Raw genomic sequence first — 26337 nt, 5'->3', positions numbered from 1 at the left:
AAAAAGCACTCAGTAAGAAGGGTGCTTTTTTCCTATCAAAAATCTTTTAGCGGACTTCTTCTCTTTACATCTATCGAATTTTTCTTGATAATAAACTACAATACAGTTTTCATTTAAAAAGGTGATTCCATGGCGAACGAACAAGTTTTAACGGCGCAGCAGGTCATTGATAAGGCAAGAGAATACCTGTCCGCTGAACATATTCAATTTATAGAGCGTGCATACGAATATGCTGAAAATGCTCACAAGGAGCAATACCGGAAATCCGGTGAGCCCTATATTATCCATCCTATTCAAGTGGCGGGAATTCTTGTTGATCTTGAAATGGACCCTTCGACCATTGCAGGCGGCTTCTTGCATGATGTTGTCGAAGACACGGATGTGACATTAGAAGATTTAAAAGAGCATTTTAACGAAGAAGTAGCCATGCTTGTTGATGGTGTGACAAAGCTCGGAAAGATTAAATATAAATCACAAGAAGAACAACAGGCTGAAAACCATCGTAAAATGTTTGTTGCAATGGCGCAGGATATTCGCGTCATCTTAATTAAGCTGGCAGACCGTCTTCACAATATGAGAACACTCAAACACCTTCCGCAGGAAAAGCAGCGAAGAATTTCAAATGAAACCCTTGAGATCTTTGCACCGCTTGCGCACAGATTAGGGATTTCAAAGATTAAGTGGGAGCTTGAAGATACAGCCCTCCGCTATTTAAATCCGCAGCAATACTACCGGATTGTGAATCTCATGAAGCGTAAACGAGCGGAACGTGAGGAATACTTGGACGAGGTTGTCAATGAAGTAAAAGACCGCGTGTCTGAGGTGAACATTAAGGCTGAATTCTCCGGCAGACCGAAACATATTTATAGTATTTATCGAAAAATGGTCATGCAAAATAAGCAATTTAATGAAATATATGATTTGTTGGCTGTACGTATTTTGGTTGACAGCATTAAAGACTGCTATGCGGTACTTGGTATTATTCATACATGCTGGAAGCCGATGCCAGGCAGATTTAAGGATTATATTGCGATGCCAAAGCCGAACATGTATCAGTCTCTTCATACAACGGTGATTGGTCCAAAAGGGGACCCGCTTGAAGTTCAGATTCGTACAGTGGAAATGCACGAAATTGCTGAATACGGAATTGCCGCACACTGGGCGTATAAAGAAGGCAAAGAGTCAGCAGAATCGACGGAAGAAGCCGTTTTCCAGAAGAAGCTGTCTTGGTTTAGAGAAATCCTTGAATTCCAAAATGAATCCACAGATGCGGAAGAATTTATGGAATCGTTAAAAATCGATCTCTTCTCTGATATGGTGTTTGTATTTACACCAAAAGGAGACGTCATCGAGCTGCCGTCTGGTTCTGTTCCAATTGATTTCTCATACCGGATTCATTCGGAAATTGGGAATAAAACAATCGGAGCCAAAGTCAACGGTAAAATGGTCACACTTGATCATAAGCTAAAAACAGGTGACATTATTGAAATTCTGACATCTAAGCATAGCTATGGACCAAGCCAGGATTGGGTCAAACTTGCCCAAACCTCCCAAGCGAAGCACAAGATCAGACAGTTTTTCAAGAAACAGCGCCGTGAAGAAAATGTCGAAAAAGGCCGAGAACTTGTGGAGAAAGAAATCAAAAACCTTGAGTTCGATGTCAAAGACATTTTGACCGCTGAAAATCTGCAAAAAGTGGCTGATAAATTTAATTTCTCAAATGAAGAGGACATGTATGCAGCCGTTGGTTATAACGGAATTACGGCACTCCAAGTGGCGAATCGTTTAACGGAAAAAGAAAGAAAACAAAGAGATCAGGAAGAACAAGAGAAAACCGTTCAAGAAGTGTCTGTAGAGTCAAAACCATATCACGGGAAAAAACGGGAAGCTGGCGTGCGAGTGAAAGGAATTGATAACTTGCTTGTGCGTTTATCTAAGTGTTGTAATCCTGTTCCTGGTGATAGCATTGTTGGCTTTATTACAAAAGGCCGTGGTGTATCTGTTCACCGTGAGGACTGCCCAAACGTGAAGACAGGCGAAGCGCAGGAGCGGTTAATTCCGGTTGAGTGGGAGCACGAACAGCCTGCTCGAAACCGTAAAGAATACAATGTGGAAATTGAAATATTAGGATATGACAGACGCGGCTTACTTAATGAAGTGCTTCAAGCAGTCAACGAAACCAAAACGAACATCTCGTCGGTTTCTGGTAAGTCTGATCGTAACAAAGTGGCGACGATCCATATGGCGATCTTTATCCAAAATATTAACCATTTGCACAAAGTGGTAGAACGCATTAAACAAATCAAAGACATTTACTCTGTTCGCCGATTTATGAATTAGAAAGGAAGTATATCGTCTATGAGGCTTGTTGTTCAGCGTGTGACGAGTGCATCTGTGAAAGTAGGAGAAGAGATCACAGGTGCCATCAATGAAGGCTATATGGTGCTCGTTGGGGTTACACATGAAGACACAGAAGAAGATGTGCATTACTTAGCTGAAAAGCTCGCACACTTGCGTATTTTTGAAGATGAAAACGGGAAAATGAATCATTCTTTGTTAGATGTAAAAGGAAGCGTGCTGTCTGTATCTCAATTTACCCTTTATGGTGATACGAGAAAAGGCAGACGGCCGAACTTTATGAAAGCTGCCAAGCCAGATGCTGCGAACGCCCTTTACGAATGTTTCAATAAAGCCCTTAGAGACAAAGGCATTCATGTAGAAACTGGCCGCTTTGGTGCGATGATGGATGTGTCATTGACCAACTCAGGACCCGTCACCATCTGGATGGATAGCAAAGAATAGATTCACTTTAGACTGTAGATAAACTCTTGCTGAGAGTTTGTTTAGAGTCTTTTTCTTTTGCGATCAAACAAAAAAGAGGCGCAGCGGCCTCTTTTTTCTATCGGAAATATTGTTTTAATCCTTCTGTCATTCCTTCTGTCACTCGTTCTTGGTAAGAGGCGCTATAAATGATCGCTTCTTCTTGAGGATTGCTTAAATAGCCGAGTTCATATAAAAGGGAAGGGCGCTTGTTTTCTCTTAAAACAAAATAATCTCCAAATTTGACTCCTTTATCAGGGATCTGTGATCGTTTTGCGACTTCCGTATGAACGCTTGTCGCCAGGCTTTGATCTTTGGATGCCTGATAATAATATGCGGTGCTCCCTCTGATACTTGGGTCCATAAAACTATCATAATGAAGACTAATAAATGCATCTGCATTTCGGTAATGTGAAGTGGCAACCCTCGATTGAAGGCTGATGAATGTATCATCACTTCTTGTTAAATAGACATTTGCTCCAGAAGCTCTTAACTTACCCGCCAGCAAATGAGCGGTTTTGATCGTGATATTCTTTTCAAATGCACCGTCTGCGCCGATCGTGCCGCTGTCTTTTCCGCCATGCCCAGGATCAAGAACAATTGTTTTGCCTTTTAAAGATCCAGTGCCAGACGATGAATCCTGCTGAGGTCTTGGTGCTTCGCTGCTATTTTTCTTTGTTTGAACGACCCAGCTCGCCACGTAGCCTGTTCCGCCGTTTGATAATGTCACCTCGTACCAGTCACCTTGTGTACGAACAATTTGATAAGCAGCTCCTTTTGTTGCTCTTTCTGCAATTCCAGCAGAGGTAGAAGCGCTTTTTCTAATATTCGTTCCATCATAAACGATGTACGCTTTCTGATGAGATGACGAAGAGGAAGAATTCTTTTCAGGTGCTGCACTTGTTCCTTGGTTTGAGACAATATAATAACTTGCAACCCAACCTTTAACGCCTTTTGCTTCGATTTCATACCAGCCATTTTGCTCCCGTAAAATGGTGACTTGAGTGTTGCGGGAAAGTGAAGCGGCCACTTGTGCATTTGGTGCCGCCGATTTTCGAACATTCAAGCTTGATACGCCAACTGTGCCGGACTGTTTAGAACGAGCGGGCTCAGCTGAACTGGATGAAGAAGCGTTTTGTCCGCCAGAAATATAATCAGAGTGGACCCAGCCTTCCGCTTGTTTGTACGATATTTTTGTCCATTCGCCGCTTGTGTCCAGCTTTTTAGCGGAAGCGCCCTGCGGAAAAGTGCCAATGACTTGATAGGAAGTCCCTGGGCCTGTCCGAATGCGAAGGTCGGAGGCTGTTGACGTAATCGAACTGCTTCCTTGCGTACTTTGACCTTGCGTCTTTTGCTTAGCAGGCTTTTGTGCATCAGATGACTTAGTAATCAGCCATGAGACGACCCAGCCTTTTTGTCCGTTCGATAGCCCGATCTGTACCCATTCTCCTTGTTCAGTGAGAATCGGGTAGCTTTCTCCTCGTTTCACAACTGCTGCGATCCCGTAGCTTAAACCAGGTCCGGTTCGCACATTGATTTCATCTGTTGCAACGACAGCTTGATCTGTTTGAGCCGTCGCATGTGTCATTGGCCAAGTGCTGGCAATGAGGACAAAACAGGTTAGCAGCAACATGATGTGATGGTGTGTTTTCAGATTCAAAACGGTGTTTTCCCCTCCCTTGTAAAACCGATGAATGTTAATTCGTTATGTAATGGATGAATTCCTTGCGGTTTCCCTAATAAAAATGAATCAATCTGTTTATACTAGATAAAAATGTGATAAAAGGATGTACAAACATGAGATTAAGCAGAAAATTAGGACGAGTGCAATATAATGGACATCGTGATATCGATCGCTGGCAGCACGACGAAATGGATCAACCAGGCTTCCTTGAAGAAGCAGCATCTGAATACGGATGCACGTCAAAAGAAGAGCTGGAAAAGAAAAAGAGACACGGCAAGGGTTGACAGAGTGGCAGCACCGACCTTATTATAATATAAATCAACACACTTGAAAATTTAAAATGTGGAACTGATGATAGAGAATAGTAGGGTAAATTGCGTGAGCAGAGAGGAATCGCCTTAGGCTGAAAGCGAATCCGCATGGCATTTATCACGAAAGAACACTCTGTAGGTTTCCTGCTGAACACTCAAAAAATGAGTCATTAGGCGGAGAACGTGAATCTGCGTTAAGGATTTGAGCGGGAACATGGCTAGATCATGTTCCAACTAGGGTGGCACCACGGGTATAACTCTCGTCCCTACTATACACATAGTAGAGGCGGGGGTTTTTTATATGTCCACATAAAAAATGAATGATGGTCGTAGGAGGACGAAAAATGAGTTTTAATATTCCAAGAGGCACACAGGATATTTTACCGGGAGAATCAGAACGCTGGCAGTATGTTGAACGAATTGCGAGAGATACATGTGCAGCCTTTCAATACAAAGAAATCCGCACACCGATTTTTGAGCATACGGAACTGTTTGCACGAGGAGTAGGTGAGTCAACAGATATCGTTCAAAAAGAGATGTACACATTTGAAGACAAAAAAGGACGTAGCATCACACTTCGCCCAGAAGGAACAGCTTCAACTGTCCGTTCTTATGTTGAAAATAAACTGTTTGCACAGCCTGCACAGCCTACAAAGCTGTACTACATTGGACCAATGTTCCGCTATGAGCGTCCGCAAACGGGAAGATATCGTCAATTTTATCAATTCGGAATTGAAGCGATCGGTTCAAAAGATCCTGCCATTGATGCAGAGGTCATTTCATTAGCGATGAGTGTGTATGAGAAAGCGGGTCTTTCCAACTTAAAACTCGTCATTAACAGCCTTGGTGACAAAGAAAGCCGTGCAGATTACCGTCAAGCACTTGTCGAGCACTTTGAACCAAGAATTGATGAATTCTGTCATGACTGCCAAATTCGTTTGCATCAAAATCCATTGCGTATTCTTGATTGTAAAAAGGACCGCGACCACGAACTGATGGCAACGGCACCATCCATTCAAGATTACTTAAATGAAGAATCACGGACTTATTTTGAAAAAGTAAAACAATACTTAACCGATCTAGGCATTGAATATGTCGTCGATCCGAACTTAGTGCGCGGTCTTGATTATTACAATCACACTGCCTTTGAGATTATGAGTAATGCAGAAGGCTTTGGCGCGATCACAACATTAGCCGGCGGCGGCCGTTATGATGGACTCGTTGAAGGAATTGGCGGTCCTGAATCACCAGGTATCGGCTTTGCGATGAGTATTGAACGTTTCCTATCAGCGATTGATGCAGAGAAGATTGAGCTTCCTGTTCAAGACGGCATTGATTTATATATTGCGGCATTAGGAGATCAAGCAAAAGATTATGCTGTTGGCTTATTGAATCGCCTAAGAAAAGAAGGCATTTCAAGTGAAATGGACTATACAGGGAAAAAGCTAAAAGCACAATTTAAAGCGGCAGACCGCTTGAAAGCCAAGTTTATTGCAGTTCTTGGTGAAGATGAGCTGGCGCAGCAAATTGTAAATGTAAAAGATACGACAACGGGTGAACAAATTGAAGTGAAGCTTGATGAGCTGATTCAAATGATGAAAGCCCACCAGAAAGCGTAAAGAAGGAGTGGAATGTTTGTGTTTGGTAGAACTTTTTATTGTGGAGAAGTAACAGAAGACCAAATCGGTCAAACAGTTGTATTAAAAGGATGGGTACAAAAACGTCGTGACCTTGGCGGATTAATCTTTATTGACCTGCGTGATCGTACAGGCATTGTGCAAGTTGTCTTTCATCCAGACCAATCAAAAGAGGCTCTTGAGACAGCAGAATCGATTCGGAATGAATATGTCCTTGATATTAAAGGGACAGTGGTCGCAAGAGAAGAAGCCACGATCAACCCAAATTTAAAAACAGGCAAAATTGAAATTCAAGTCGACACAGTCACTGTTTTAAATGAAGCCAAGACGCCTCCATTTGTGATTTCTGATCAAGCAGATGAGGTATCAGAAGATGTGCGCTTAAAATACCGCTACCTAGATCTTCGCCGTCCTGCGATGTTTGAAACGATGAAAATGCGACATGAAGTCACAAAAGCATTCCGCCATTTCTTAGATGATCACGGCTTTCTAGACATTGAAACGCCAATTTTAACAAAAAGTACGCCAGAAGGTGCACGTGACTATCTTGTGCCAAGCCGTGTACACGAAGGAGAATTCTATGCGCTGCCGCAGTCTCCGCAATTATTTAAGCAATTGCTCATGGTGTCTGGGATGGACCGCTACTATCAAATCGCTCGCTGCTTTAGAGATGAAGACTTACGTGCTGACCGTCAGCCGGAATTTACACAAGTCGATATTGAAATGTCCTTTATGAGTCAAGAAGACATCATGACGCTTGCTGAAGAGATGATGGCAAAGGTGATGAAAGATGTCAAAGGTGTTGACCTGACATTGCCATTACCTCGTATGACGTACGATGAAGCGATGAATTCCTATGGTTCTGACAAGCCAGATACACGATTTGACATGAAGCTTGTCAACATTTCAGACACCGTAAAAGACTCAGATTTCAAAGTCTTCAGCGGTGCTGTAAACAATGGCGGAGCTGTCAAAGCCATTAATGTCAAAGGGGCTGCAGCAAACTATTCAAGAAAAGACATCGATGCACTTGGTGCATTTGCAGCGAACTATGGTGCAAAAGGTCTTGCTTGGCTAAAAGCTGAAGGGACAGAGTTAAAAGGACCAATCGCTAAATTCTTTGATGAGTCAAAACAAGCAGAATTAAAAGAACAGCTTCAAGTTGAAGAGGGAGACCTTTTACTCTTTGTTGCAGATAAGACGTCTGTTGTCCATGATGCGCTTGGCGCACTTCGCTTAAAACTTGGCAAAGAGCTTAAACTCATCGATGAATCTGTCTTTAATTTCTTATGGGTAGTCGATTGGCCGCTACTTGAAAAGGATGAAGAAGAAGGCCGCTTCTATGCTGCCCACCATCCTTTCACAATGCCAGTTCGGGATGATCTTGAATTAATTGAAACAAGTCCAGAAGATATGAAAGCTCAAGCGTATGATCTTGTGCTGAACGGCTATGAGCTTGGCGGAGGTTCTATTCGTATTTTTGAAAAGGACATTCAAGAGAAAATGTTTGGTTTACTTGGCTTTTCTAAAGAAGAAGCGTACGATCAGTTCGGCTTCCTTCTTGATGCATTTGAGCATGGTGTGCCTCCGCACGGCGGAATTGCGCTTGGACTTGACCGCTTAGTGATGCTGCTTGCCGGCCGATCTAACCTAAGAGATACCATTGCGTTTCCGAAAACGGCAAGTGCAAGCTGTGTTCTCACAGATGCTCCTGGCACTGTAAGCGCAGCGCAGCTAGATGAACTGAGTTTGGCGATTAAAACAAAAGTAAAACAGTAAAATAGGCGCATGTTTATAGGCATGTAAACGCTTGTAAAAGGGACATGCCTATGATATGCTTTCATCAACCAATAAATAAAGTCCTGATACGTACGGTGGTTACCTAGTTTTGACCGAACATTTTTTTCTACGGGAGCTTGCCTTTCCTTTCTGCATAAATGCCTCTTCTGAGGACTTATAAAGTGAGGAAGAAAGCACCCACCTGCATGGTGCGGGGTTCAAAACGAAGGAAAAGCTGGCGGCGTGATCGGGACTTTTTTGTGTTTTTTTCTATTTGAGAAGGATGACGGAGAACGCTGAATATGATATGATTCTTTCGATTCATTTTAAATAAAGGTGGAGTGAGGCACTTGTTACATCAGTTTTCAAGAAACGAGCTTGCCATTGGCAAGGAAGGCTTAAATATATTAAAAAACAGTACAGTTGCAGTGCTTGGAGTAGGCGGCGTAGGTTCTTTTGCAGTAGAAGCCCTTGCTCGTTCAGGTGTTGGCCGTATTGTTCTTGTTGATAAAGATGATATTGATATTACAAATGTAAATAGGCAGCTGCCAGCTTTGCTATCAACGGTTGGTCAGCCTAAAGTTGACTTAATGCAGGCAAGAATTGCTGACATTAACCCAGAATGTGAAGTTGTTGCGCTCAAAATGTTCTATACAGAAGAAACGTATGAACAATTCTTTGAGTATCCGCTCGATTATGTCATTGATGCATCAGATACAATTCATTATAAAATTCATTTAATGAAAGAGTGCCTGAAACGCGATGTGAACATTATTTCGAGTATGGGTGCTGCAAATAAAACAGATCCGACACGTTTTAAAATTGATGACATCTCGAAAACACATACAGACCCAATTGCGAAAGTCGTCAGAACACGCCTGCGGAAGGAAGGCATTCGTAAGGGAATAGAAGTTATTTTCTCTGATGAAAGTCCGATTGTCATTCGTGAAGATGTGAGAAAAGAAGTTGGAAATGATGAAGCGAAAATTCGTAAGGCACAAATGCCGCCATCATCCAATGCGTTTGTTCCATCTGTGGCTGGACTGATCATGGGTGGTCATGTCATTATGAAACTGTTAAAAGACATTCCGATTACACGTGTGAAAGATAAATAAATAGCCCGCCTGCTTAGAGCAGGGGGCTTTTTTTATTTTTGCCGTCTTAAATTTTCATACACTTGCTTTAGTGCACCTTCAAATTTTCCAGTTTGCTTTGGTTCATAATATTGTTTGTTTTTCAGCGGATCAGGTAAATATTGCTGCTTCACCCAGCCATTTTCATAATCGTGCGGATATAAGTAATCGGCGCCCCTTCCAAGTGCTGCTGCTCCTTTATAGTGGGCATCTTTTAAATGAACGGGAACTTCACCAATTTTCCCCGTGCGAATATCATGCAGTGCCGCATCAATCGCTTGGTAAGCGGAGTTTGACTTTGGAGAAAGACACAGTTCAATCACGGCATTAGCGAGTGGAATTCGTGCTTCTGGAAAACCAACTCTCTCAGCTGTTTGAACAGCGCTTAACACACGTGGCCCTGCCTGCGGACTGGCTAGGCCAATATCTTCATAAGCCATCACAAGTAATCGTCTCGAAATGCTTTCAAGGTCTCCCGCTTCAATGAGTCTTGCAAGGTAATGCAGCGCCGCATCTGTATCAGATCCTCTAATGGATTTTTGAAAAGCCGAGAGGACATCATAATGAGCATCACCATTCTTGTCATGTGAGAAACTCTTTTTTTGTAAACATTCTTCTGCTGCGGCAAGAGTGATTTTGATATGCCCAGTCTCATCTGCTTTTGTTGATAAGACAGCGAGTTCTAGTGCATTTAAAGCTGAACGCACGTCTCCTCCGCATCCATTGGCAAAATGATTCATCGCTTCATCGTCAACTGTCACCTCATAACCGCCAAGCCCGCGATGTTCATCCTGTAAAGCTCGAGATAATGCAGCTTTGATTTGCTCTGTTTCCAGCGGCTTCAGCTCAAATATTTGTGTCCGGCTACGGATGGCTGGGTTGATCGCATGATACGGATTAGCTGTTGTCGCGCCAATTAAAATAATCATGCCATTTTCTAAATACGGAAGAAGGAAATCCTGCTTCCCTTTATCGAGTCTGTGGACTTCGTCTAAAATCAAGATGACCTGACCACTCATTTTCGCTTCAGCGGCGACAGCTTCCATATCTTTTTTGTTATGAATCACCGCATTCAATGTACGGAAGGCAATGCTTGTACTGCCAGCGATTGCAGTGGCAATGGATGTTTTGCCGATTCCCGGCGGTCCGTATAAAATCATCGAGGACAAATGTTTTGCCTCGACCATTCGTCTAATAATTTGACCTTCTCCAACGAGATGCTCCTGCCCAATAATGTCTCCAATATGACTTGGGCGCATCCGATACGCTAAAGGTTTCATGATTATCTCTCCTAAAGCAATGTCTTGTTTGTATAGAGTACCGAAATTTCTTCAAATAGAAAAGGGATGCGTCCTCGTTTTGAGCTCAGAACCCGCAAATGAAAGTTGGCTAAAAGTATGATATAATTGCTTTTGGTCTATATAAGCGTATATGAAATCAGAAAAATAATTGATGACATAGAAATAGAAAACGCAGAGGTGTTTAACTTGAAAATTTCTACTAAAGGCAGATATGGTCTGACGATCATGATCGAATTAGCCAAAAAACATGGCGAAGGCCCTACATCATTAAAATCAATCGCTCAAAACAATGATTTGTCTGAGCATTATTTAGAGCAGCTTGTATCACCACTTCGCAATGCACGTCTTGTGAAAAGTATCCGTGGAGCGTATGGCGGCTATGTGCTTGCCCATGAGCCAAACGAGATTACAGCCGGTGATATTATTCGAGTATTAGAAGGACCTATTAGTCCTGTTGAAGTGATCGAAAACGAAGAGCCAGCAAAGCGTGCACTTTGGATTCGTATTCGTGATGCAGTAAAAGACGTACTAGACAATACAACTCTTGAAGACTTAGCAAGCTATAAAGATGATGAGGATCAAGAGGCGTATATGTTCTATATTTAGATCAGAGGTGTACCGGAAATGGAACGTATCTATTTAGATCATGCAGCCACAACGCCGATGGATCAGCGAATTGTGGACAAGATGATGCCTTACTTTACAGAGATATTTGGCAATCCCTCTAGTATTCATTCATATGGGCGCGAGGCAAGAAAGTGGCTCGATGAAGCAAGGGAAGTCATTGCAGGAGAATTACACTGTAAGCAGCAGGAGATCATCCTCACAAGCGGGGGAACAGAGGCAGACAACTTGGCCATTACAGGTGTTGCAATGGCAAGGCAGCATGAAGGAAAACATATCATCACAACAAAAACTGAGCATCATGCAGTGCTGCATACATGCGAACGCTTAGAGCAGCTTGGTTTTGATGTGACGTATTTAGATGTGGATCACACTGGATTGATTCATCTTGATCAATTAAAACAAGCACTAAGAGACGATACAATTCTGGTGACCATCATGTATGGCAATAACGAAACAGGTGTGATTCAGCCAATTAAAGAAATTGGTCAACTTTTACACGAACACACTGCTTATTTTCATACAGACGCTGTACAAGCATTTGGGACAATATCAATTGATGTCACAGAACTTCATATCGACCTCTTATCTGCGTCCGGTCATAAACTAAATGGCCCGATGGGAACAGGCTTTTTATACGTGAATGAGCGTGTAAAACTTTCTCCGCAGCTATTCGGAGGAGAACAAGAGAGAAAACGCCGTGCTGGCACTGAAAATGTGGCGGGAATCATTGGACTTGCAGAAGCAGTTCAATTAACAAAGCAAAATAGAAGAGAAAAAGCAGTGCATTATGGTAAGCTCAAAGAAGCGATGCTGCAAGTATTCGAAGAGGAATCACTCAATTTCTCTATCAATGGACATCCGAAAGAGACATTGCCGCACATTTTAAATGTCCACTTCCCGGGCGTTTCTATTGAATCGTTACTTGTGAACTTAGATATGGAAGGGATTGCTGTTTCAAGCGGGTCAGCATGTACGGCTGGATCTGTCCTTCCTTCGCACGTATTAAGCGCCATGTATGGTGAAGAAGCAAAAGAGCTGACATCCTCAGTCAGAATAAGCTTCGGTCTTGGAAATGAAGAGGAACATGTGAAGCAGGCGGCGCATAAGATAGCGGCTGTCGTGAAACGCCTAGCCAAATAAATGCTCCCTTTTGTTCGTGTGTGAAAAATGAAACAGCTAGGCACCTGAAGAACGAAACGCGCACGTTGTTTCATTGAAATTGGAGTTGATGAAGATGACAAAAAGACCTGAAGACACAAGAGTTGTGGTCGGTATGTCCGGAGGCGTCGATTCATCAGTTGCTGCGCTCATGTTAAAGGAGCAAGGCTATGATGTGATCGGCATATTTATGAAAAACTGGGATGACACAGATGAAAATGGTGTATGTACAGCAACGGAGGACTATGAGGATGTCATTCGTGTTTGTAACCAGATTGGAATCCCATATTATGCAGTGAATTTCGAGAAACAGTATTGGGACAAAGTGTTTCAATATTTTCTTGATGAATATAAAGCAGGCAGAACGCCGAATCCAGATGTCATGTGTAATAAAGAAATTAAGTTCAAAGCATTTCTTGAGCATGCATTGTCGCTTGGAGCGGATTATTTGGCAACAGGCCACTATGCCCGTGTCGACAGAACCGGCGATGAAGTGAAAATGCTAAGAGGTCTTGATACAAACAAAGACCAAACTTATTTCTTGAATCAGCTGACTCAAGAACAACTTGATAAAGTGTTGTTCCCAATTGGCGATTTAGAGAAAAAAAGAGTGCGTGAATTAGCGAAAGAAGCAGAGCTCGCAACAGCAACGAAAAAAGATTCTACGGGCATCTGCTTTATTGGGGAAAGAAACTTTAAAACGTTCCTTAGCCAATATTTGCCTGCACAGCCCGGTGTGATGCAGACAATGGACGGAGAAGTAAAAGGTGAACATGATGGACTGATGTATTACACGATCGGTCAACGCCAAGGACTTGGCATTGGCGGAAGCGGTGATCCGTGGTTCGTTGTTGGGAAGGACTTAGAGAAAAATATCTTATTTGTTGAACAAGGCTTCCACAACCCGCTTTTATACTCTGAAAGTATTTCAGCTGTTAACATCAGCTGGACTCGTCCTCATATTGTCGGCGAAAACGGTGAACTCACATGCACAGCAAAATTCCGATACCGTCAAGAAGACCATCATGTAAAAGTCAAAATGACAGGTGAGCAGGAAGCAATGGTGATCTTTGATGAACCCGTTCGTGCTGTCACTCCAGGACAAGCTGTTGTTTTTTATGATGGCGAAGAATGTCTTGGCGGCGGGACCATTGACGATGTCTTTAAAGATGGCCAAAAGCTGTCGTATGTGTAACATGTGTTAAAAACCTCAACGTCGCTGTTGAGGTTTTTTAATGAAAGGATGAAGAGAGCGAATGAATCATAACGAAATCGGTATTGAAGCTTTAAATCAAGGGAACATTGAACAGGCAGCTGAAGCTTTTACGAAAGCCATTGAAGAAAGCCCAAAGGACCCGGTTCCATATATTAACTTTGCGAATTTACTTTCAAGTGTTCATGAATTTGAACGTGCATTGAACTTCTTTCAAAAAGCCATTGAACTTGATCATACAGCAGCTGCAGCTTATTATGGGGCAGGAAATGTCTACACGATGAAAGAAGACTTTATGAAAGCGAAAGACTATTTTGAGCAAGCGCTACAAGCTGGAATGGAAAACAGTGATTTGTTTTATATGTTAGGGCAGACACTGATGAAATTAGAGCAGCCAAAGCTTGCGATGCCTTATCTTCAGCGTGCAGTTGAGCTAAACGAAGAAGATAACGAAGCAAGATTTCAATTTGGCATGTGCTTAGCGAATGAACATCTGCTGGAGGAAGCGGTCGCAGTCTTTACTGAAGTGATTACGCGAGATTCGCAGCATGCAGACGCCTTTTATAATGCAGGCGTTGCGTATGCGTATTTAGAAAAAAAAGATGAAGCGCTTGAAATGCTAGGAAAAGCCATTGAAGTGCAGCCTGATCATATGCTTGCATTGCATGCGCAAAAGCTGATTCAAGAGGCAGAATAACCGGAAGGAGGGAAGACCTGTGCAGGAACATCCAGATCAAATGAAGCTTGAAGATGAACCGTTTTTAAAAGGGACGATTCAAGCCGTTATTTTCCATAACGAAAGTAATTTATACTCGGTGTTAAAAGTAAAAGTCATTGAAACATCAGAGAATTTAGAGGAAAAAACTGCATCTGTCACAGGGTACTTCCCAGCGCTTCATGAGGAGGAAACCTACACCTTCTATGGCAAGGTCACAAGTCATCCGAAGTTTGGCGAGCAGTTTCAAGCCACTCATTTTCAAAAGGAAGTCCCTACAACAAAGCAAGGCATCATTCATTATCTCTCTAGTGACTTGTTTGAAGGGATTGGAAAAAAGACGGCGGAAGAAATCGTCGGTAAGTTAGGTAATCAGACGCTTCATCAAATTATGCGTGATCCGTCTGTGTTGTATGACGTCCCTCGCCTGTCAAAAAAGAAGGCAGATAAGCTGGCTGCCGCACTTCAAGAGCATCAAGGGCTTGAGCAAATCATGATCAGCCTGAATCAATATGGCTTTGGTCCTCAGCTTAGTATGAAGATTTACCAAGCGTACGAGAGTGAAACGTTGCAGAAAATTGAAGAAAATCCTTATCAGCTCGTCAAAGACGTCGAGGGGATTGGATTTATTAAAGCAGATGAACTCGGCGCTAGAACAGGGATATCTGGAAATGATCCAGAACGCATTCGTGCAGCCCTTTTGTATACCGTTGAGACAGCAAGCCTGCAAGACGGTCATACGTACATACAAACGAAAGATCTGATCATCGAAACCCGTAAATTGCTGAATCAAACAGGCAATGACTACAAAGTGACTGAAATGGACGTTGCCAATCAGATCATTGCACTTGGTGAAGGGAAAGACATGATCATTGAAGATGATCGCTGTTATCATCCGTCGCTCTTTTATGCGGAGCAAAGTGTGGCAAAACGCATTCAAAAAATTGTTGCTCAAACGGAATATGCAGATCAATTTCCTGAATCAGAATTTCTGCTTGCACTCGGTGAACTGGAGGAACGGCTTGGTGTCCAGTATGCACCAACCCAAAAAGAAGCCATTCAAAAGGCACTCATGTCTCCAATGCTGCTTTTAACAGGCGGACCGGGTACAGGGAAAACGACGGTCATTAAAGGGATTGTCGAGCTTTACAGCGATCTTCACGGCGTTTCTCTTGACCCGGGTGATTATAAAAAAGATGAAGCATTTCCGTTCGTGCTTGCCGCACCAACTGGACGTGCTGCGAAACGAATGACAGAATCCACTGGACTTCCTGCTGTGACCATTCACCGGCTGCTAGGCTGGAATGGATCAGAAGGCTTCTCACATGATGAAGACCAGCCGATTGAAGGAAAGCTTGTCATCATTGATGAATCGAGTATGCTGGATATTTGGCTGGCGAACCATTTGTTTAAGGCGATCCCAGATCATATTCAAGTCATTATGGTTGGAGACGAACATCAACTTCCATCTGTCGGACCTGGTCAAGTGTTAAGAGACCTGCTTGCGTCACAAGCTATACCGGCAGTTACACTAACTGATATTTACCGGCAGGCAGACGGTTCAACAATTGTTGAGCTTGCGCATGATATGAAAAATGGTGTTTTGCCAAAGGATATTACTGCACGCTCGAAGGATCGATCCTTTATTCAATGCTCTAGTGACCAAATGAAAGAAGTCATCGAGAAAGTGGTCAGCAATGCTGCTCAAAAGGGGTATTCAGCAAAGGACATTCAAGTGCTCGCCCCGATGTATAAAGGAAAAGCAGGCATTAATGAACTGAATAAAATGCTTCAGCAAATTTTGAATCCTAAAAAGCCAAAAGGAAGAGAAATTCCTTTTGGTGATGTCGTCTACCGGACAGGTGATAAGGTACTTCAGCTTGTCAATCAGCCCGAGAATAACATTTTTAATGGAGATATTGGCGAAATTGTCTCGATCTTTTATGCGAAAGAAAACACAGAAAAAGAAGATATGGCGGTCATCTCCTTTGATGGAAATGAAATCACGTTTACGAAAAAAGATTTTCATCAATTTACACACGCTTATTGTTGCTCGATTCATAAATCCCAGGGCAGTGAATTCCCAATCGTGGTGCTGCCAGTCGTAAGAAGTTATTATCGAATGCTTCGAAGAAATTTGCTTTACACGGCCATTACACGAAGTAAAAAGTTTTTAATTTTGTGCGGCGAGGAATCAGCATTAGAGTGGGGCGTAAAAAATAATGAAGACTCCCTTAGACAAACGTCTTTAACCATGCGTCTTACTGAAACGGAAGAAATCATGGACGCTGAGCTAGCAGCCCTCCAAAAAGAACTTCCTTTCAGCGTACACGATGCCAATATTGGCATGGAGGGAATCACTCCGTTTGATTTTATGCAAGAGTAAATGGCTTCCATGGAAGCCATCATATTGTTAAACAAAGGGCTAAAATGAACTTGATTTTAGCCCTTTGTTTTTTTCAGCGTGAAAGAAAACCTTTGCAGCCCTAGGAAGGACGAGTACTGGCGCGGAACGAATTTGACATTCGTGAGCACCAGCACGCAGGACTGACAAAGAATGCGAGGGTTTGTCTACACGCTGATGGCTTCATTCATGGAAGCCATTTCTTCGTATGAGTCATAGAGGAAACGCACACGATAAGACTGTTCCGAAAAGGTGGTTGATCACATTTTGAGAACATGTCGAGAGCTTGAAGGACTGACGATCTATACAGACGAGCTGTCTCATTCACTTGGGGCGATCAAAGATATTTGCTTTTTAGCCGGCGGCAGCTGCGGGGGATATGTTTTAGATGGGAAAAAGAAAGACTGTGCTTTCATTCCATTCTCAGCTGGCGACAAACTGACAGACAAAGGTCTATATGTGAGCTACCAGAAGGGCATCGAGATAGATACCTCCGCCCCATCCTTCTTCTTTTCGAAATTAAAAAAGAAAATGATCCGTACGCCAGATGGTGAAACATTAGGTGTTTTGGAAGATGTATACTTTTGCATGAATTCGGGCACAATCGTAGCATATGAACTCTCGGACGGCTTCTTTACAGAGCTATCAGGGATTCGAAAGCAGCTGCATGCTGCCGGAACCTTGATGGATGTTCAAAAGGAAGCACTTGTTCTAAACCGAACGTAAAGAGGTGCTGAATATGCTCATTTGCCCAAATTGCAAATGTAAAGACATCGGAAAAATTGGGGTCAATCAATATTATTGCTGGGGCTGTTTTATTGAATTGACACTGTCAAAAGGCAAAATATCTACTCACCAAGTGGAGGAAGACGGTACACTAAGCAGTTTAGACGACCTGTTTAGTGACGATGAACGTTCAATTCAACTATAAGTGTTAAGGGGGAATTTCGAATGGGCAAAATGACTTCTTCACTATTAACGCTTGGTGCAGGTGCACTCGCATATCACTTTGCAAGTCGATATGATATGCCATCTAAGCGGGATATGAAAAAGATGAGAAAACGAGTTATGCGAATGCTTTAAACAAAAAGGGACATCCACCATGAGCGGATGTCCTTTTTTTATGCCTGCCTGTACTCTAATCTCCGTGCAAGTATAGACAAGCTGAAGTTGACAACAAAGTACATCATGGCCGCCAAGAGGAAAATAGGAAGTAAATAAGATTGGCTTTGACCATTTAAAATCTGCGCGTGATGCAATAACTCTGGAAGGGCAATTACAACGGCGAGCGATGTATCTTTTAAAAGAGAAATAAATTGACTGACAATCGGCGGTACCATTCGGCGTAACGCCTGTGGCATGATAATCATTTTTAACGTTTGAATATACGTTAAACCAGAGGACCTGGCCGCTTCGATTTGTCCTTTATCAATTGATTTTAATCCACTACGAATAATTTCTGACAGCATGGCGGATTCAAACACGGTTAAAGCCGCAATGGCAGAGGCCGTAATGCTCAGCTTAATACCGATTTCAGGCAGGGCGAAATACGTAAAAAAGATGATCAGCAAAAGCGGCAGGTTCCGAACGGTTTCAACAATGACCGCAAGCACCTTTGATAAAATAGGGATTTGTGCGAACCTCAATGTGCCAACGACTAATCCGATGATAAAGCTTAAAATGATGGAGATAAAAGCCACTTTTAAGGTGACAGCAAATCCTTCAAGTAAAAAGGCGAGATGATCGGGCTGGTAGGCACCTATAAAATCCATTGTGTTTCCTCCTTTCTAGTGGCTTCGGGCTAATCTTTTTTCTAAATAACCAACGCCTAGACTAAGCGGAATGGTCAATAGAAGATAGAACATGGCAACAAAAATGTATACATCAAATGTCACAAACGTTCTCGAAGCGATAAGGTCTCCTTGGTACATCAGATCAAACCCTGCAATGACACCTAAAATAGACGAGTTTTTCACAAGGTTGATAAATTGATTCCCAAGTGGTGGAATGACAATTTTGATGGCCTGCGGCAGAATAATATATCGCATCGTTCCGCCATATGACAGACCAGAAGCTCTAGCAGCTTCCATTTGTCCAAGCGGTACAGCTTGTATACCTGCACGAATGGCTTCAGCGATAAAAGCAGACGTATAAATGGAGAGGGCAATGGTTCCTGCTGTAAAGCCATCTGCCACAATGCCAAGTACCGGTAAACCAAAAAAGAACACAAAGGTGATCAATAATAACGGAATATTCCGAATAAATTCCACATAAGCCGTCCCTAACCAGTTGAGCGGCCTTAGTGGCGCGATTCTCATGATGGCAATGAGTGTACCGATGAAAAAGCTTCCAATCAACGCAATGACACTTGCACCAATCGTATATTTAAACCCTTCTAAATAAAGATGGAAGTTCTCAGTTAAAATGGAAAACCGCAGCAATCAGTTCACTTCCTTCCTAATCAACAGAGGAGCCGGCAAGCGGATCTCCTGAGGGTGTTGAGATTGATCGAGTCAATTAATTATTCTTTGATCCATTTTTTATGAATCTTGTCATACTCTCCATTGTCTTTTAATGCCTTTAACGCTTTATTAATGGCTTCTGTCAATTCTTCATCGCCTTTTTTCACAGCGATACCATAAGGCTCATCGGTAAATGTTCCACCAACGACTTCATAATTTGAATCTTCGTCTGCCATGCCAAATAAAATTGCATTATCAGTTGTCAGAACTTGCCCTTGATTTGATTTTAAGGCTGTAAAGGCTTCTTGATAATTTTCAAACTCCAAAACGGATGCTTCTGGTGCCTTTTCGCGAATGTTTTGAGAAGAAGTGGACCCTTTCACTGCAAGCACCTTCGTACCTTTTTTAAGATCATCAATCGATTGAATGTCGCTGCCTTTTTTCACAAGCAGTGATTGTCCTGCTTCAAAGTAAACATCTGAGAAATTGACCTCTTTTTTACGCTCTTCTGTGATCGTCATTGTGGCAACAATGGCATGAATATCTCCTTTTTGCAGTAAAGGAATTCTTGTTTTAGATGTCACTTCTTTGAATTCTGCTTTTCCTTCATCACCGAGCATTTCTTTAGTGATCGCTTTTGCGATATCGATATCAAACCCTTCAATATCCCCGCTACTAGGATTTTTTAGACCAAATAAACGAGTATCGTTTTTCACACCGAAAACGATTTTTTTGTCTTTCTTAATGGCTTCTAATGAGCTGCTTTGTTTTGCATCGGTTGAGCCTTTCTCGGCAGAGCCGCAGGCAGCGAGAGCGATCATACAGCAAGTCATCAACAGTAATAGGCCAAGGCGTTTCATTTTTTTCATCAAATTCATTCCCCCTAGTGATTTAAAATACGGCTTAAAAAGAGCTGAGCGCGTTTCTCGCGCGGTTTTTCATAAAAGGCAGCTGGTGTAGATTCTTCAAGAATTCTTCCTTCATCAATAAACACAATACGGTCTGCGACTTCACGGGCAAAACCCATCTCGTGCGTGACAACGACCATTGTCATTCCTTCCCTTGCCAGCTGTTTCATCACATCTAGCACCTCACCGATCATCTCTGGATCAAGAGCTGATGTTGGTTCATCGAAAAGCATGACCTCAGGTTTCATTGCAAGTCCCCTTGCGATTGCCACACGCTGCTGCTGTCCTCCTGAGAGTCTAGAAGGGTAGGTGTCTGCTTTTTCAGGAATGCCAACTTTATTTAAATAAAATTCAGCTGTTTCCTTTGCTTCTTCTTTGCTCACTTTTTTAACCTTCATCGGCGCAAGCATAATGTTTTCAAGCACCGTCTTATGCGGATAAAGATGGAAGTGCTGAAACACCATCCCGATATTTTGCCTGATGAGATTGATGTTGGTTTTCGGATGCTGAACAGACACTTGATTGACAAGGACTTTTCCTTCATCAATGCTTTCAAGACGATTGATACACCTGAGCATCGTGCTTTTTCCAGATCCTGAAGGACCGATGATCACAACAACCTCACCTTTTTGAATATGTAGGTTAATGTCCTTAAGTACATGGAACTGGCCGTAATGCTTGTTGACTTCTTCGAATGTGATCATGAAGAACCTCCTCTTCTAATGATTGAGCTAAAGCGGATTCTAGCATAAATGGTTTAAAAAGAAGTAAATATTGGAATATTTTCTGACGGGATTTTACAGCAAACAGTGACTTTGGATGGAGCTGTATGTTTCATGTGTATTCATTTTTAACAAAGTTAGGACAAATTTTATTTACATGGATAATTGCAGAAGTTGGTTAAACAATAAGAAGAGAGGTGAAAAAGGTGAAGAAACGTCCGATCGAGTTTCTAATATATGCTGCAGGTGTACTGCTTGTCCTTGCGTCTTTACTCATTTTGGTTCAGCTCGACGAGTTATGGATGCCTATTTTTTTATTGCTCAAAGCGGTTTTGATCCCGCTTCTTATCGCTATTTTTATTTCTTATCTTCTTTATCCGATTGTTGAAAGACTACATAAGCGAGGTTTGCCAAGGACGGTCAGTCTCTTATTGATTTATGTGCTGTTTTTTGGTGGCATTGGTTTGGCTGTGTATAAAGGGGCACCGGTTTTAATCGCTCAGTTAAATGAATTGTCGGAGCAAATTCCCATGCTTGCCGAAACGTATAATGGTGCTTTATCACATGTTCATCGTCATACAAGCCATTGGCCTGATGGACTGCATGAACGGCTGGATCGTTTTATTGTCCAATCTGAAACGTATGCCGCAAATGGGGCAGAGCGGATGATTCTTAGCTGTAAAGTACTGCTTGATTACGCCTTAGTTGCTGCACTTATTCCTTTTCTTGTCTTTTATATGGTGAAAGATATGAACACGATGAAGCGGGCAGCATGGTATTTAACACCGCCAAGCTTCCGAAAAAGGGGACATGCCTTTGTGAAAGCAGTGGATGACTCACTTGGGGATTATATTAGAGGGCAATTGCTTGTCTGTTCTTTAATTGGAGGTGCTGCCGCCATTGTTCTTTGGCTGTTTCATATTCCATATCCGCTTGTACTAGGTATGTTAATCGGCGCAACGAATGTCATTCCGTATTTTGGTCCGATTATTGGAGCGATTCCAGCTGTCTTTATCGCTTTTACCATCTCAGTGAAGTCAGTGATCATTGTGCTAATTACAGTAGCCGTGCTTCAATTTTTAGAAAGCAATGTACTGAGTCCGATCATTGTCGGGAGAAGCCTGCATATGCATCCTGTCGTAATCATGCTGGTGTTACTCGCTGGAGGTGAGCTGTTTGGCTTGATTGGAATGATTTTAGCCGTGCCGTCCGCAGCCATTATGAGGGTCATTATTGTGCAATATATTCACATGAGACGAAGCGTTCATTGACAAGACGAGCCGAGTTGTCTATAATAATTTCGATTCATACATATTGAATTCAATGACGGACCCGAGTACGTTAAAAAGCTGTTGCAGAGAGAGGCTTTGTTTGCTGAGAAAAGCCTTATCAGACCTTTAACGGAAGCTAGTCCCGAGTGCAGATAAACACTGCCGCTCTCTTCCGGCGTTATCGGATGTGAAGGTGATAGACGCATATGTCTATAATCAGGGTGGTACCGCGAGAGCATCTCGTCCCTGTGTAAGTAGTTTTTTGCTTGCATAGGGCGGGATGTTTTTTCGTTTGTGTGAAGATTGAGAATAAAAAAGGGAGGATTTATGATGAAAACTTTAACTTCAGCTCAAGTACGTCAAATGTTTTTAGATTTTTTCAAAGAAAAAGGACATGCTGTCGAACCGAGTGCGTCCCTCGTACCGCATGACGATCCAACACTTTTATGGATTAACAGCGGGGTGGCAACATTAAAGAAATACTTCGATGGCCGCGTCGTGCCTGAGAATCCGCGTATTTGCAACGCACAAAAATCAATTCGTACAAATGACATTGAAAATGTAGGGAAAACAGCACGTCATCATACGTTTTTTGAAATGCTGGGCAACTTCTCTATTGGAGACTATTTCAAAGAAGAGGCAATCGAATGGGCTTGGGAATTCCTCACAAGTGACGAGTGGATTGGCTTTGATCCGAATCTGTTATCTGTAACAGTGCATCCAGAGGATGAAGAAGCATATGTTCTTTGGAGAGATAAAATGGGTGTCCCTGAGGAACGAATTATTCGTCTAGAGGGCAACTTCTGGGATATTGGCGAGGGGCCAAGTGGTCCGAATACAGAAATTTTCTATGATCGCGGCGAAGCATATGGCAACGACATGAACGATCCTGAATTATATCCAGGCGGAGAAAATGAACGTTATCTAGAAGTATGGAATCTTGTTTTTTCTGAATTTAACCATAATCCAGATGGTACATACACACCGCTTCCGAAGAAAAACATTGATACAGGAATGGGTCTTGAGCGTATGGTCTCTGTGATTCAAAACGTACCGACGAACTTTGATACAGACCTGTTCATGCCGATTATTCGTGCAGTAGAAACGATTTCTGGAGAAAGCTATGGGGAGTCAAAAGAAAAAGACACAGCATTTAAAGTCATTGCTGACCATATTCGTACTGTTGCCTTTGCCGTCAGTGACGGAGCGCTTCCTTCTAATGAAGGCCGAGGTTATGTGTTAAGACGTTTGCTGCGCCGTGCTGTGCGTTATGCAAAAACGATCCATATCCACCGTCCATTCATGTATGACCTAGTTCCAGTTGTTGCGGAGATCATGAAGGATTTCTATCCAGATGTTCAAGCAAAAGAAGAATTTATTGCAAAAGTGATCAAAAATGAAGAAGAGCGTTTCCATGAGACACTGAATGAAGGGTTAGCCATTTTATCAGAAGTGATTAAAAAAGAACGAGACAATGGCAGCTCACAAATTTCCGGTAAAGATGTGTTTAAGCTTTATGACACATATGGATTCCCGGTCGAACTCACAGAAGAATATGCTGAAGATGAGAACATGACAGTCGATCGTGAAGGCTTCCAGCTAGAAATGGAGAAGCAGCGTGAACGTGCAAGAAATGCCAGACAAGATGTGGGCAGTATGCAGGTTCAAGGCGGGGCTTTAGGCGATATAAAAGCAGAAAGTACGTTTGTTGGCTACGAAAATTTAACTGCAGATGCTCGTATTATCGAATTGCTTCAAAACGGTGAAATTGTCACAGAAGCACACGAAGGGGAAACGGTGCAAATTTTATTAGATGAAACACCTTTCTATGCGGAAAGCGGCGGACAAGTGGCGGATAAAGGAACGTTAAAAAGTGCCGAAGCGATCATTGATATCAAAGATGTGAAAAAGGCGCCAAACGGCCAGCATGTCCACGAAGGAGTCGTCGTAAGTGGTACGGTTCAAAAAGGCATTGAAGTCACTGCAGAAGTCGAATCAGCGCTTCGAAAAGGCATTGTGAAAAATCACACAGCGACACATCTTTTGCACCAAGCGCTAAAAGATGTATTGGGCAGCCACGTTAACCAAGCGGGTTCACTTGTGAATGAAAACAGACTTCGCTTTGACTTTTCTCACTTTGGACAAGTAACAAAAGAAGAATTGTCACAAATTGAAAAAATCGTCAACGAAAAGATTTGGGAAGGCATTTCGGTTGCCATTGACCTGAAACCAATTGCTGAAGCAAAAGAAATGGGCGCAATGGCGCTGTTTGGCGAGAAGTATGGCGATATTGTCCGTGTTGTGCAAGTGGGTGATTACAGCATCGAGTTATGCGGAGGCTGTCACGTTCAAAACACTGCGGAGATCGGATTGTTTAAAATTGCATCTGAATCGGGTATTGGTGCTGGAACACGCCGTATTGAGGCTGTAACAGGTAAAGGTGCTTATGAAGAATTAAATGATCAGCTTGCGATTTTAGAAAAGGCAGCTAATGAACTGAAATCAAATACAAAAGATGTACCAAAACGCATCGCTTCCTTGCAGGCTGATTTAAAAGAAGTTCAAAGAGAAAACGAATCACTTCTTGCGAAATTAAGTCAAGCAGAAGCTGGCTCTATTTTGGAAAAAGTTATCGAAGTTGGCGGAGTGAACGTGTTAACTGAAAAAGTAAACGCCAAAGACATGAACCATTTAAGAACGATGGTTGATGACTTAAAAGCGAAATTAGGTTCAGCTGTCATCGTACTTGGTGCCGTTCAAAATGGAAAAGTCAACATTTCAGCCGGTGTGACAAAAGATGTCATTGAAAAAGGTCTTCATGCAGGAAAACTTGTGAAGCAGGCAGCTGAAATTTGCGGCGGAGGCGGAGGCGGACGCCCAGATATGGCACAAGCAGGCGGGAAACAGCCAGAAAAGCTTGAAGAAGCACTGGCAACTGTCGAAGAATCTGTCAAATCCGTTTTATAATCAGTCAATGTAGTGTAGAATAATGGTATTAGATGAGCGGTTAGAAAAAGCTTGCTAGTAGAATGTTGGAAGAGAGGTGCAAGAAGCAGTGAGTTCATTTGATAAGACAATGAAGTTTAACTTCTCTGATGATTCAGCTGAAACCAATGTGAATGAAGTGCTCATAACAGTTTATGACGCACTCCAAGAAAAAGGATACAACCCGATCAATCAAATTGTCGGATACTTGCTGTCAGGCGACCCTGCTTATATTCCAAGACATCAGGATGCACGCAACCTAATTCGTAAACTAGAACGAGACGAATTAATTGAGGAATTGGTTAAATCGTACTTAGAGACACATAAAGAGGCGTAAAACATGAGAATTTTAGGCTTAGATTTAGGCACGAAAACCCTTGGTGTGGCAATCAGTGATGAAATGGGATGGACAGCTCAAGGGATTGAAACCATTAAAATTGATGAAGCAGGCGGAGACTTTGGTCTCAGCCGCCTGTCTGAGATCGTCTCGCAATATGGAACGGATAAAATTGTCCTTGGTTTTCCAAAAAATATGAACGGTACGGTCGGTCCAAGAGGCGAGGCCAGCCAATCATTTGCGAAAGTGTTAGAAAACACGTACAATGTTCCTGTTGTGCTTTGGGACGAGCGTCTGTCAACGATGGCAGCAGAAAAAATGCTCATCTCTGCAGATGTGAGCAGACAAAAGCGTAAAAAAGTCATTGATAAAATGGCGGCTGTTATGATCCTTCAAGGGTATTTAGACAGCTTAAATTAAAATGAGGTGAATCAAATGGAACACGGAGAAAAGCAAATTACAATCGTTGATGATAATGGAAATGAGCAGCTTTGCGAAGTACTATTTACTTTTGAAAGCGACCATTTTAACAAATCATATGTTCTTTACTACCCAATTTCTGAACAAGATAACGAAGAAATTGAAATTCATGCATCAAGCTTCACACCAAACGAAGACGGTGAAGATGGCGAATTAGAGCCAATTGAAACGGATGAAGAGTGGGACATGATTGAAGAAACGTTAAATACGTTCTTAGATCAAGAAGACGAAGAAGAATAGAACGAATAAAAGGCCTGTGAACATGATCTCTGTGATCTTTCTTCACAGGTCTTTTTTTACATTCTATATGTAAACTATTATTGAAATTTAGTTGACATATATCACTCGACCTTTTACGCTATTTTTATCAAAAACATCGAGTGAGGGGTA

Annotated in this window: 25 protein-coding genes, 1 other RNA gene and 2 other annotated features; of the genes, 20 read left to right on the top strand and 6 right to left on the bottom strand. The window is 42.3% G+C overall.

Annotation, left to right across the window (positions count from 1 at the left end; all coding sequences use genetic code 11):
- The first annotated feature begins 129 nt into the window (after window positions 1-129).
- Both ACRRMM_RS03485 and dtd read left to right on the top strand, forming a co-directional pair.
- On the top strand, window positions 130-2340 hold the full coding sequence (locus ACRRMM_RS03485) for a RelA/SpoT family protein (protein ID WP_007501480.1): 2211 nt from the start codon (window positions 130-132) through the stop codon (window positions 2338-2340).
- 18 nt (window positions 2341-2358) lie between these two features.
- The gene (gene dtd / locus ACRRMM_RS03480; protein WP_099496643.1) at window positions 2359-2802 is read left to right on the top strand and encodes a D-aminoacyl-tRNA deacylase; all 444 of its coding nucleotides are present in this window, start codon (window positions 2359-2361) and stop codon (window positions 2800-2802) included.
- 97 nt (window positions 2803-2899) lie between these two features.
- Here dtd and ACRRMM_RS03475 read toward each other — a convergent pair whose 3' ends face one another.
- Window positions 2900-4480: an SH3 domain-containing protein gene (locus tag ACRRMM_RS03475; RefSeq protein ID WP_144739860.1), complete on the bottom strand. Its 1581-nt coding sequence runs from the start codon at window positions 4478-4480 to the stop codon at window positions 2900-2902.
- Window positions 4481-4617: 137 nt separating this feature from the next.
- Between ACRRMM_RS03475 and ACRRMM_RS03470 the strand changes: the two genes are divergently transcribed.
- The 5 genes from ACRRMM_RS03470 to ACRRMM_RS03450 all read left to right on the top strand — a co-directional run bounded on the left by ACRRMM_RS03470 (window position 4618) and on the right by ACRRMM_RS03450 (window position 9346).
- Window positions 4618-4788 (top strand): YrzK family protein, encoded by a 171-nt coding sequence (locus ACRRMM_RS03470; protein WP_162242784.1) that lies wholly within the window; start codon window positions 4618-4620, stop codon window positions 4786-4788.
- 58 nt (window positions 4789-4846) lie between these two features.
- Window positions 4847-5086: a binding site (T-box leader), on the top strand.
- 73 nt (window positions 5087-5159) lie between these two features.
- Window positions 5160-6434 carry a histidine--tRNA ligase gene (hisS, locus tag ACRRMM_RS03465; RefSeq protein ID WP_056705826.1) on the top strand — a complete coding sequence of 425 codons (1275 nt, stop codon included), beginning with the start codon at window positions 5160-5162 and terminating at the stop codon, window positions 6432-6434.
- An 18-nt stretch (window positions 6435-6452) separates the two neighbouring features.
- Window positions 6453-8231, top strand: a complete 1779-nt coding sequence (gene aspS / locus ACRRMM_RS03460) for an aspartate--tRNA ligase (protein ID WP_026050119.1) — start codon at window positions 6453-6455, stop codon at window positions 8229-8231.
- Between the two features lie 77 nt (window positions 8232-8308).
- Window positions 8309-8489: non-coding RNA, 6S RNA (ssrS, locus tag ACRRMM_RS03455), on the top strand.
- Between the two features lie 92 nt (window positions 8490-8581).
- Window positions 8582-9346 carry a tRNA threonylcarbamoyladenosine dehydratase gene (locus ACRRMM_RS03450; RefSeq protein ID WP_008342718.1) on the top strand — a complete coding sequence of 255 codons (765 nt, stop codon included), beginning with the start codon at window positions 8582-8584 and terminating at the stop codon, window positions 9344-9346.
- A 32-nt stretch (window positions 9347-9378) separates the two neighbouring features.
- On the opposite strand, the gene ACRRMM_RS03445 is transcribed toward ACRRMM_RS03450, so the two are convergent.
- Window positions 9379-10644 carry a replication-associated recombination protein A gene (locus ACRRMM_RS03445; RefSeq protein WP_407974442.1) on the bottom strand — a complete coding sequence of 422 codons (1266 nt, stop codon included), beginning with the start codon at window positions 10642-10644 and terminating at the stop codon, window positions 9379-9381.
- 207 nt (window positions 10645-10851) lie between these two features.
- Between ACRRMM_RS03445 and cymR the strand changes: the two genes are divergently transcribed.
- The 8 genes from cymR to ACRRMM_RS03405 all read left to right on the top strand — a co-directional run bounded on the left by cymR (window position 10852) and on the right by ACRRMM_RS03405 (window position 17865).
- Window positions 10852-11271 carry a cysteine metabolism transcriptional regulator CymR gene (cymR, locus tag ACRRMM_RS03440; protein WP_008342713.1) on the top strand — a complete coding sequence of 140 codons (420 nt, stop codon included), beginning with the start codon at window positions 10852-10854 and terminating at the stop codon, window positions 11269-11271.
- A gap of 18 nt (window positions 11272-11289) precedes the next feature.
- On the top strand, window positions 11290-12432 hold the full coding sequence (locus tag ACRRMM_RS03435) for a cysteine desulfurase family protein (RefSeq protein ID WP_407974441.1): 1143 nt from the start codon (window positions 11290-11292) through the stop codon (window positions 12430-12432).
- A 94-nt stretch (window positions 12433-12526) separates the two neighbouring features.
- Entirely contained in the window at window positions 12527-13645 is a 1119-nt protein-coding gene (gene mnmA, locus ACRRMM_RS03430; RefSeq protein WP_008342709.1) for a tRNA 2-thiouridine(34) synthase MnmA, read from the top strand.
- A 61-nt stretch (window positions 13646-13706) separates the two neighbouring features.
- Window positions 13707-14360 (top strand): tetratricopeptide repeat protein, encoded by a 654-nt coding sequence (locus ACRRMM_RS03425; RefSeq protein WP_108611464.1) that lies wholly within the window; start codon window positions 13707-13709, stop codon window positions 14358-14360.
- Window positions 14361-14379: 19 nt separating this feature from the next.
- A complete protein-coding gene (gene recD2, locus ACRRMM_RS03420; protein WP_407974440.1) occupies window positions 14380-16764 on the top strand; it encodes an SF1B family DNA helicase RecD2 in 2385 nt (794 codons plus the stop codon).
- Between the two features lie 285 nt (window positions 16765-17049).
- Window positions 17050-17508, top strand: a complete 459-nt coding sequence (locus ACRRMM_RS03415; protein WP_129547742.1) for a PRC-barrel domain-containing protein — start codon at window positions 17050-17052, stop codon at window positions 17506-17508.
- Window positions 17509-17521: 13 nt separating this feature from the next.
- The gene (locus ACRRMM_RS03410) at window positions 17522-17713 is read left to right on the top strand and encodes a hypothetical protein (RefSeq protein ID WP_003216308.1); all 192 of its coding nucleotides are present in this window, start codon (window positions 17522-17524) and stop codon (window positions 17711-17713) included.
- 20 nt (window positions 17714-17733) lie between these two features.
- On the top strand, window positions 17734-17865 hold the full coding sequence (locus ACRRMM_RS03405) for a YrzQ family protein (RefSeq protein ID WP_008342695.1): 132 nt from the start codon (window positions 17734-17736) through the stop codon (window positions 17863-17865).
- Between the two features lie 38 nt (window positions 17866-17903).
- Here ACRRMM_RS03405 and ACRRMM_RS03400 read toward each other — a convergent pair whose 3' ends face one another.
- From ACRRMM_RS03400 to ACRRMM_RS03385, 4 genes are all read right to left on the bottom strand, one after another.
- On the bottom strand, window positions 17904-18554 hold the full coding sequence (locus ACRRMM_RS03400; RefSeq protein ID WP_008342693.1) for an amino acid ABC transporter permease: 651 nt from the start codon (window positions 18552-18554) through the stop codon (window positions 17904-17906).
- 15 nt (window positions 18555-18569) lie between these two features.
- Window positions 18570-19223 (bottom strand): amino acid ABC transporter permease, encoded by a 654-nt coding sequence (locus tag ACRRMM_RS03395; RefSeq protein WP_007501460.1) that lies wholly within the window; start codon window positions 19221-19223, stop codon window positions 18570-18572.
- Window positions 19224-19303: 80 nt separating this feature from the next.
- A complete protein-coding gene (locus tag ACRRMM_RS03390; RefSeq protein WP_407974439.1) occupies window positions 19304-20113 on the bottom strand; it encodes a transporter substrate-binding domain-containing protein in 810 nt (269 codons plus the stop codon).
- A 14-nt stretch (window positions 20114-20127) separates the two neighbouring features.
- Window positions 20128-20856, bottom strand: coding sequence for an amino acid ABC transporter ATP-binding protein (locus tag ACRRMM_RS03385; RefSeq protein ID WP_007501456.1), 729 nt, complete (start codon window positions 20854-20856; stop codon window positions 20128-20130).
- A 224-nt stretch (window positions 20857-21080) separates the two neighbouring features.
- Between ACRRMM_RS03385 and ACRRMM_RS03380 the strand changes: the two genes are divergently transcribed.
- From ACRRMM_RS03380 to ACRRMM_RS03360, 5 genes are all read left to right on the top strand, one after another.
- A complete protein-coding gene (locus ACRRMM_RS03380) occupies window positions 21081-22145 on the top strand; it encodes an AI-2E family transporter (RefSeq protein ID WP_017358104.1) in 1065 nt (354 codons plus the stop codon).
- Window positions 22146-22188: 43 nt separating this feature from the next.
- Window positions 22189-22396: a binding site (T-box leader), on the top strand.
- A 79-nt stretch (window positions 22397-22475) separates the two neighbouring features.
- On the top strand, window positions 22476-25112 hold the full coding sequence (alaS, locus tag ACRRMM_RS03375) for an alanine--tRNA ligase (protein WP_017358103.1): 2637 nt from the start codon (window positions 22476-22478) through the stop codon (window positions 25110-25112).
- An 88-nt stretch (window positions 25113-25200) separates the two neighbouring features.
- Window positions 25201-25467, top strand: a complete 267-nt coding sequence (locus tag ACRRMM_RS03370) for an IreB family regulatory phosphoprotein (protein ID WP_024718370.1) — start codon at window positions 25201-25203, stop codon at window positions 25465-25467.
- Between the two features lie 3 nt (window positions 25468-25470).
- Window positions 25471-25887, top strand: coding sequence for a Holliday junction resolvase RuvX (ruvX, locus tag ACRRMM_RS03365; RefSeq protein ID WP_003216519.1), 417 nt, complete (start codon window positions 25471-25473; stop codon window positions 25885-25887).
- Between the two features lie 15 nt (window positions 25888-25902).
- The gene (locus tag ACRRMM_RS03360) at window positions 25903-26187 is read left to right on the top strand and encodes a DUF1292 domain-containing protein (RefSeq protein WP_017358102.1); all 285 of its coding nucleotides are present in this window, start codon (window positions 25903-25905) and stop codon (window positions 26185-26187) included.
- The last annotated feature ends 150 nt before the right edge of the window (window positions 26188-26337 follow it).

Source organism: Bacillus sp. XT-4, assembly GCF_050864245.1.
GTDB classification, from domain to species: domain Bacteria; phylum Bacillota; class Bacilli; order Bacillales; family Bacillaceae; genus Bacillus; species Bacillus altitudinis.
Note: the sequence above shows the minus strand (reverse complement) of the source record. Positions and strands in the feature narration are given on the sequence as shown.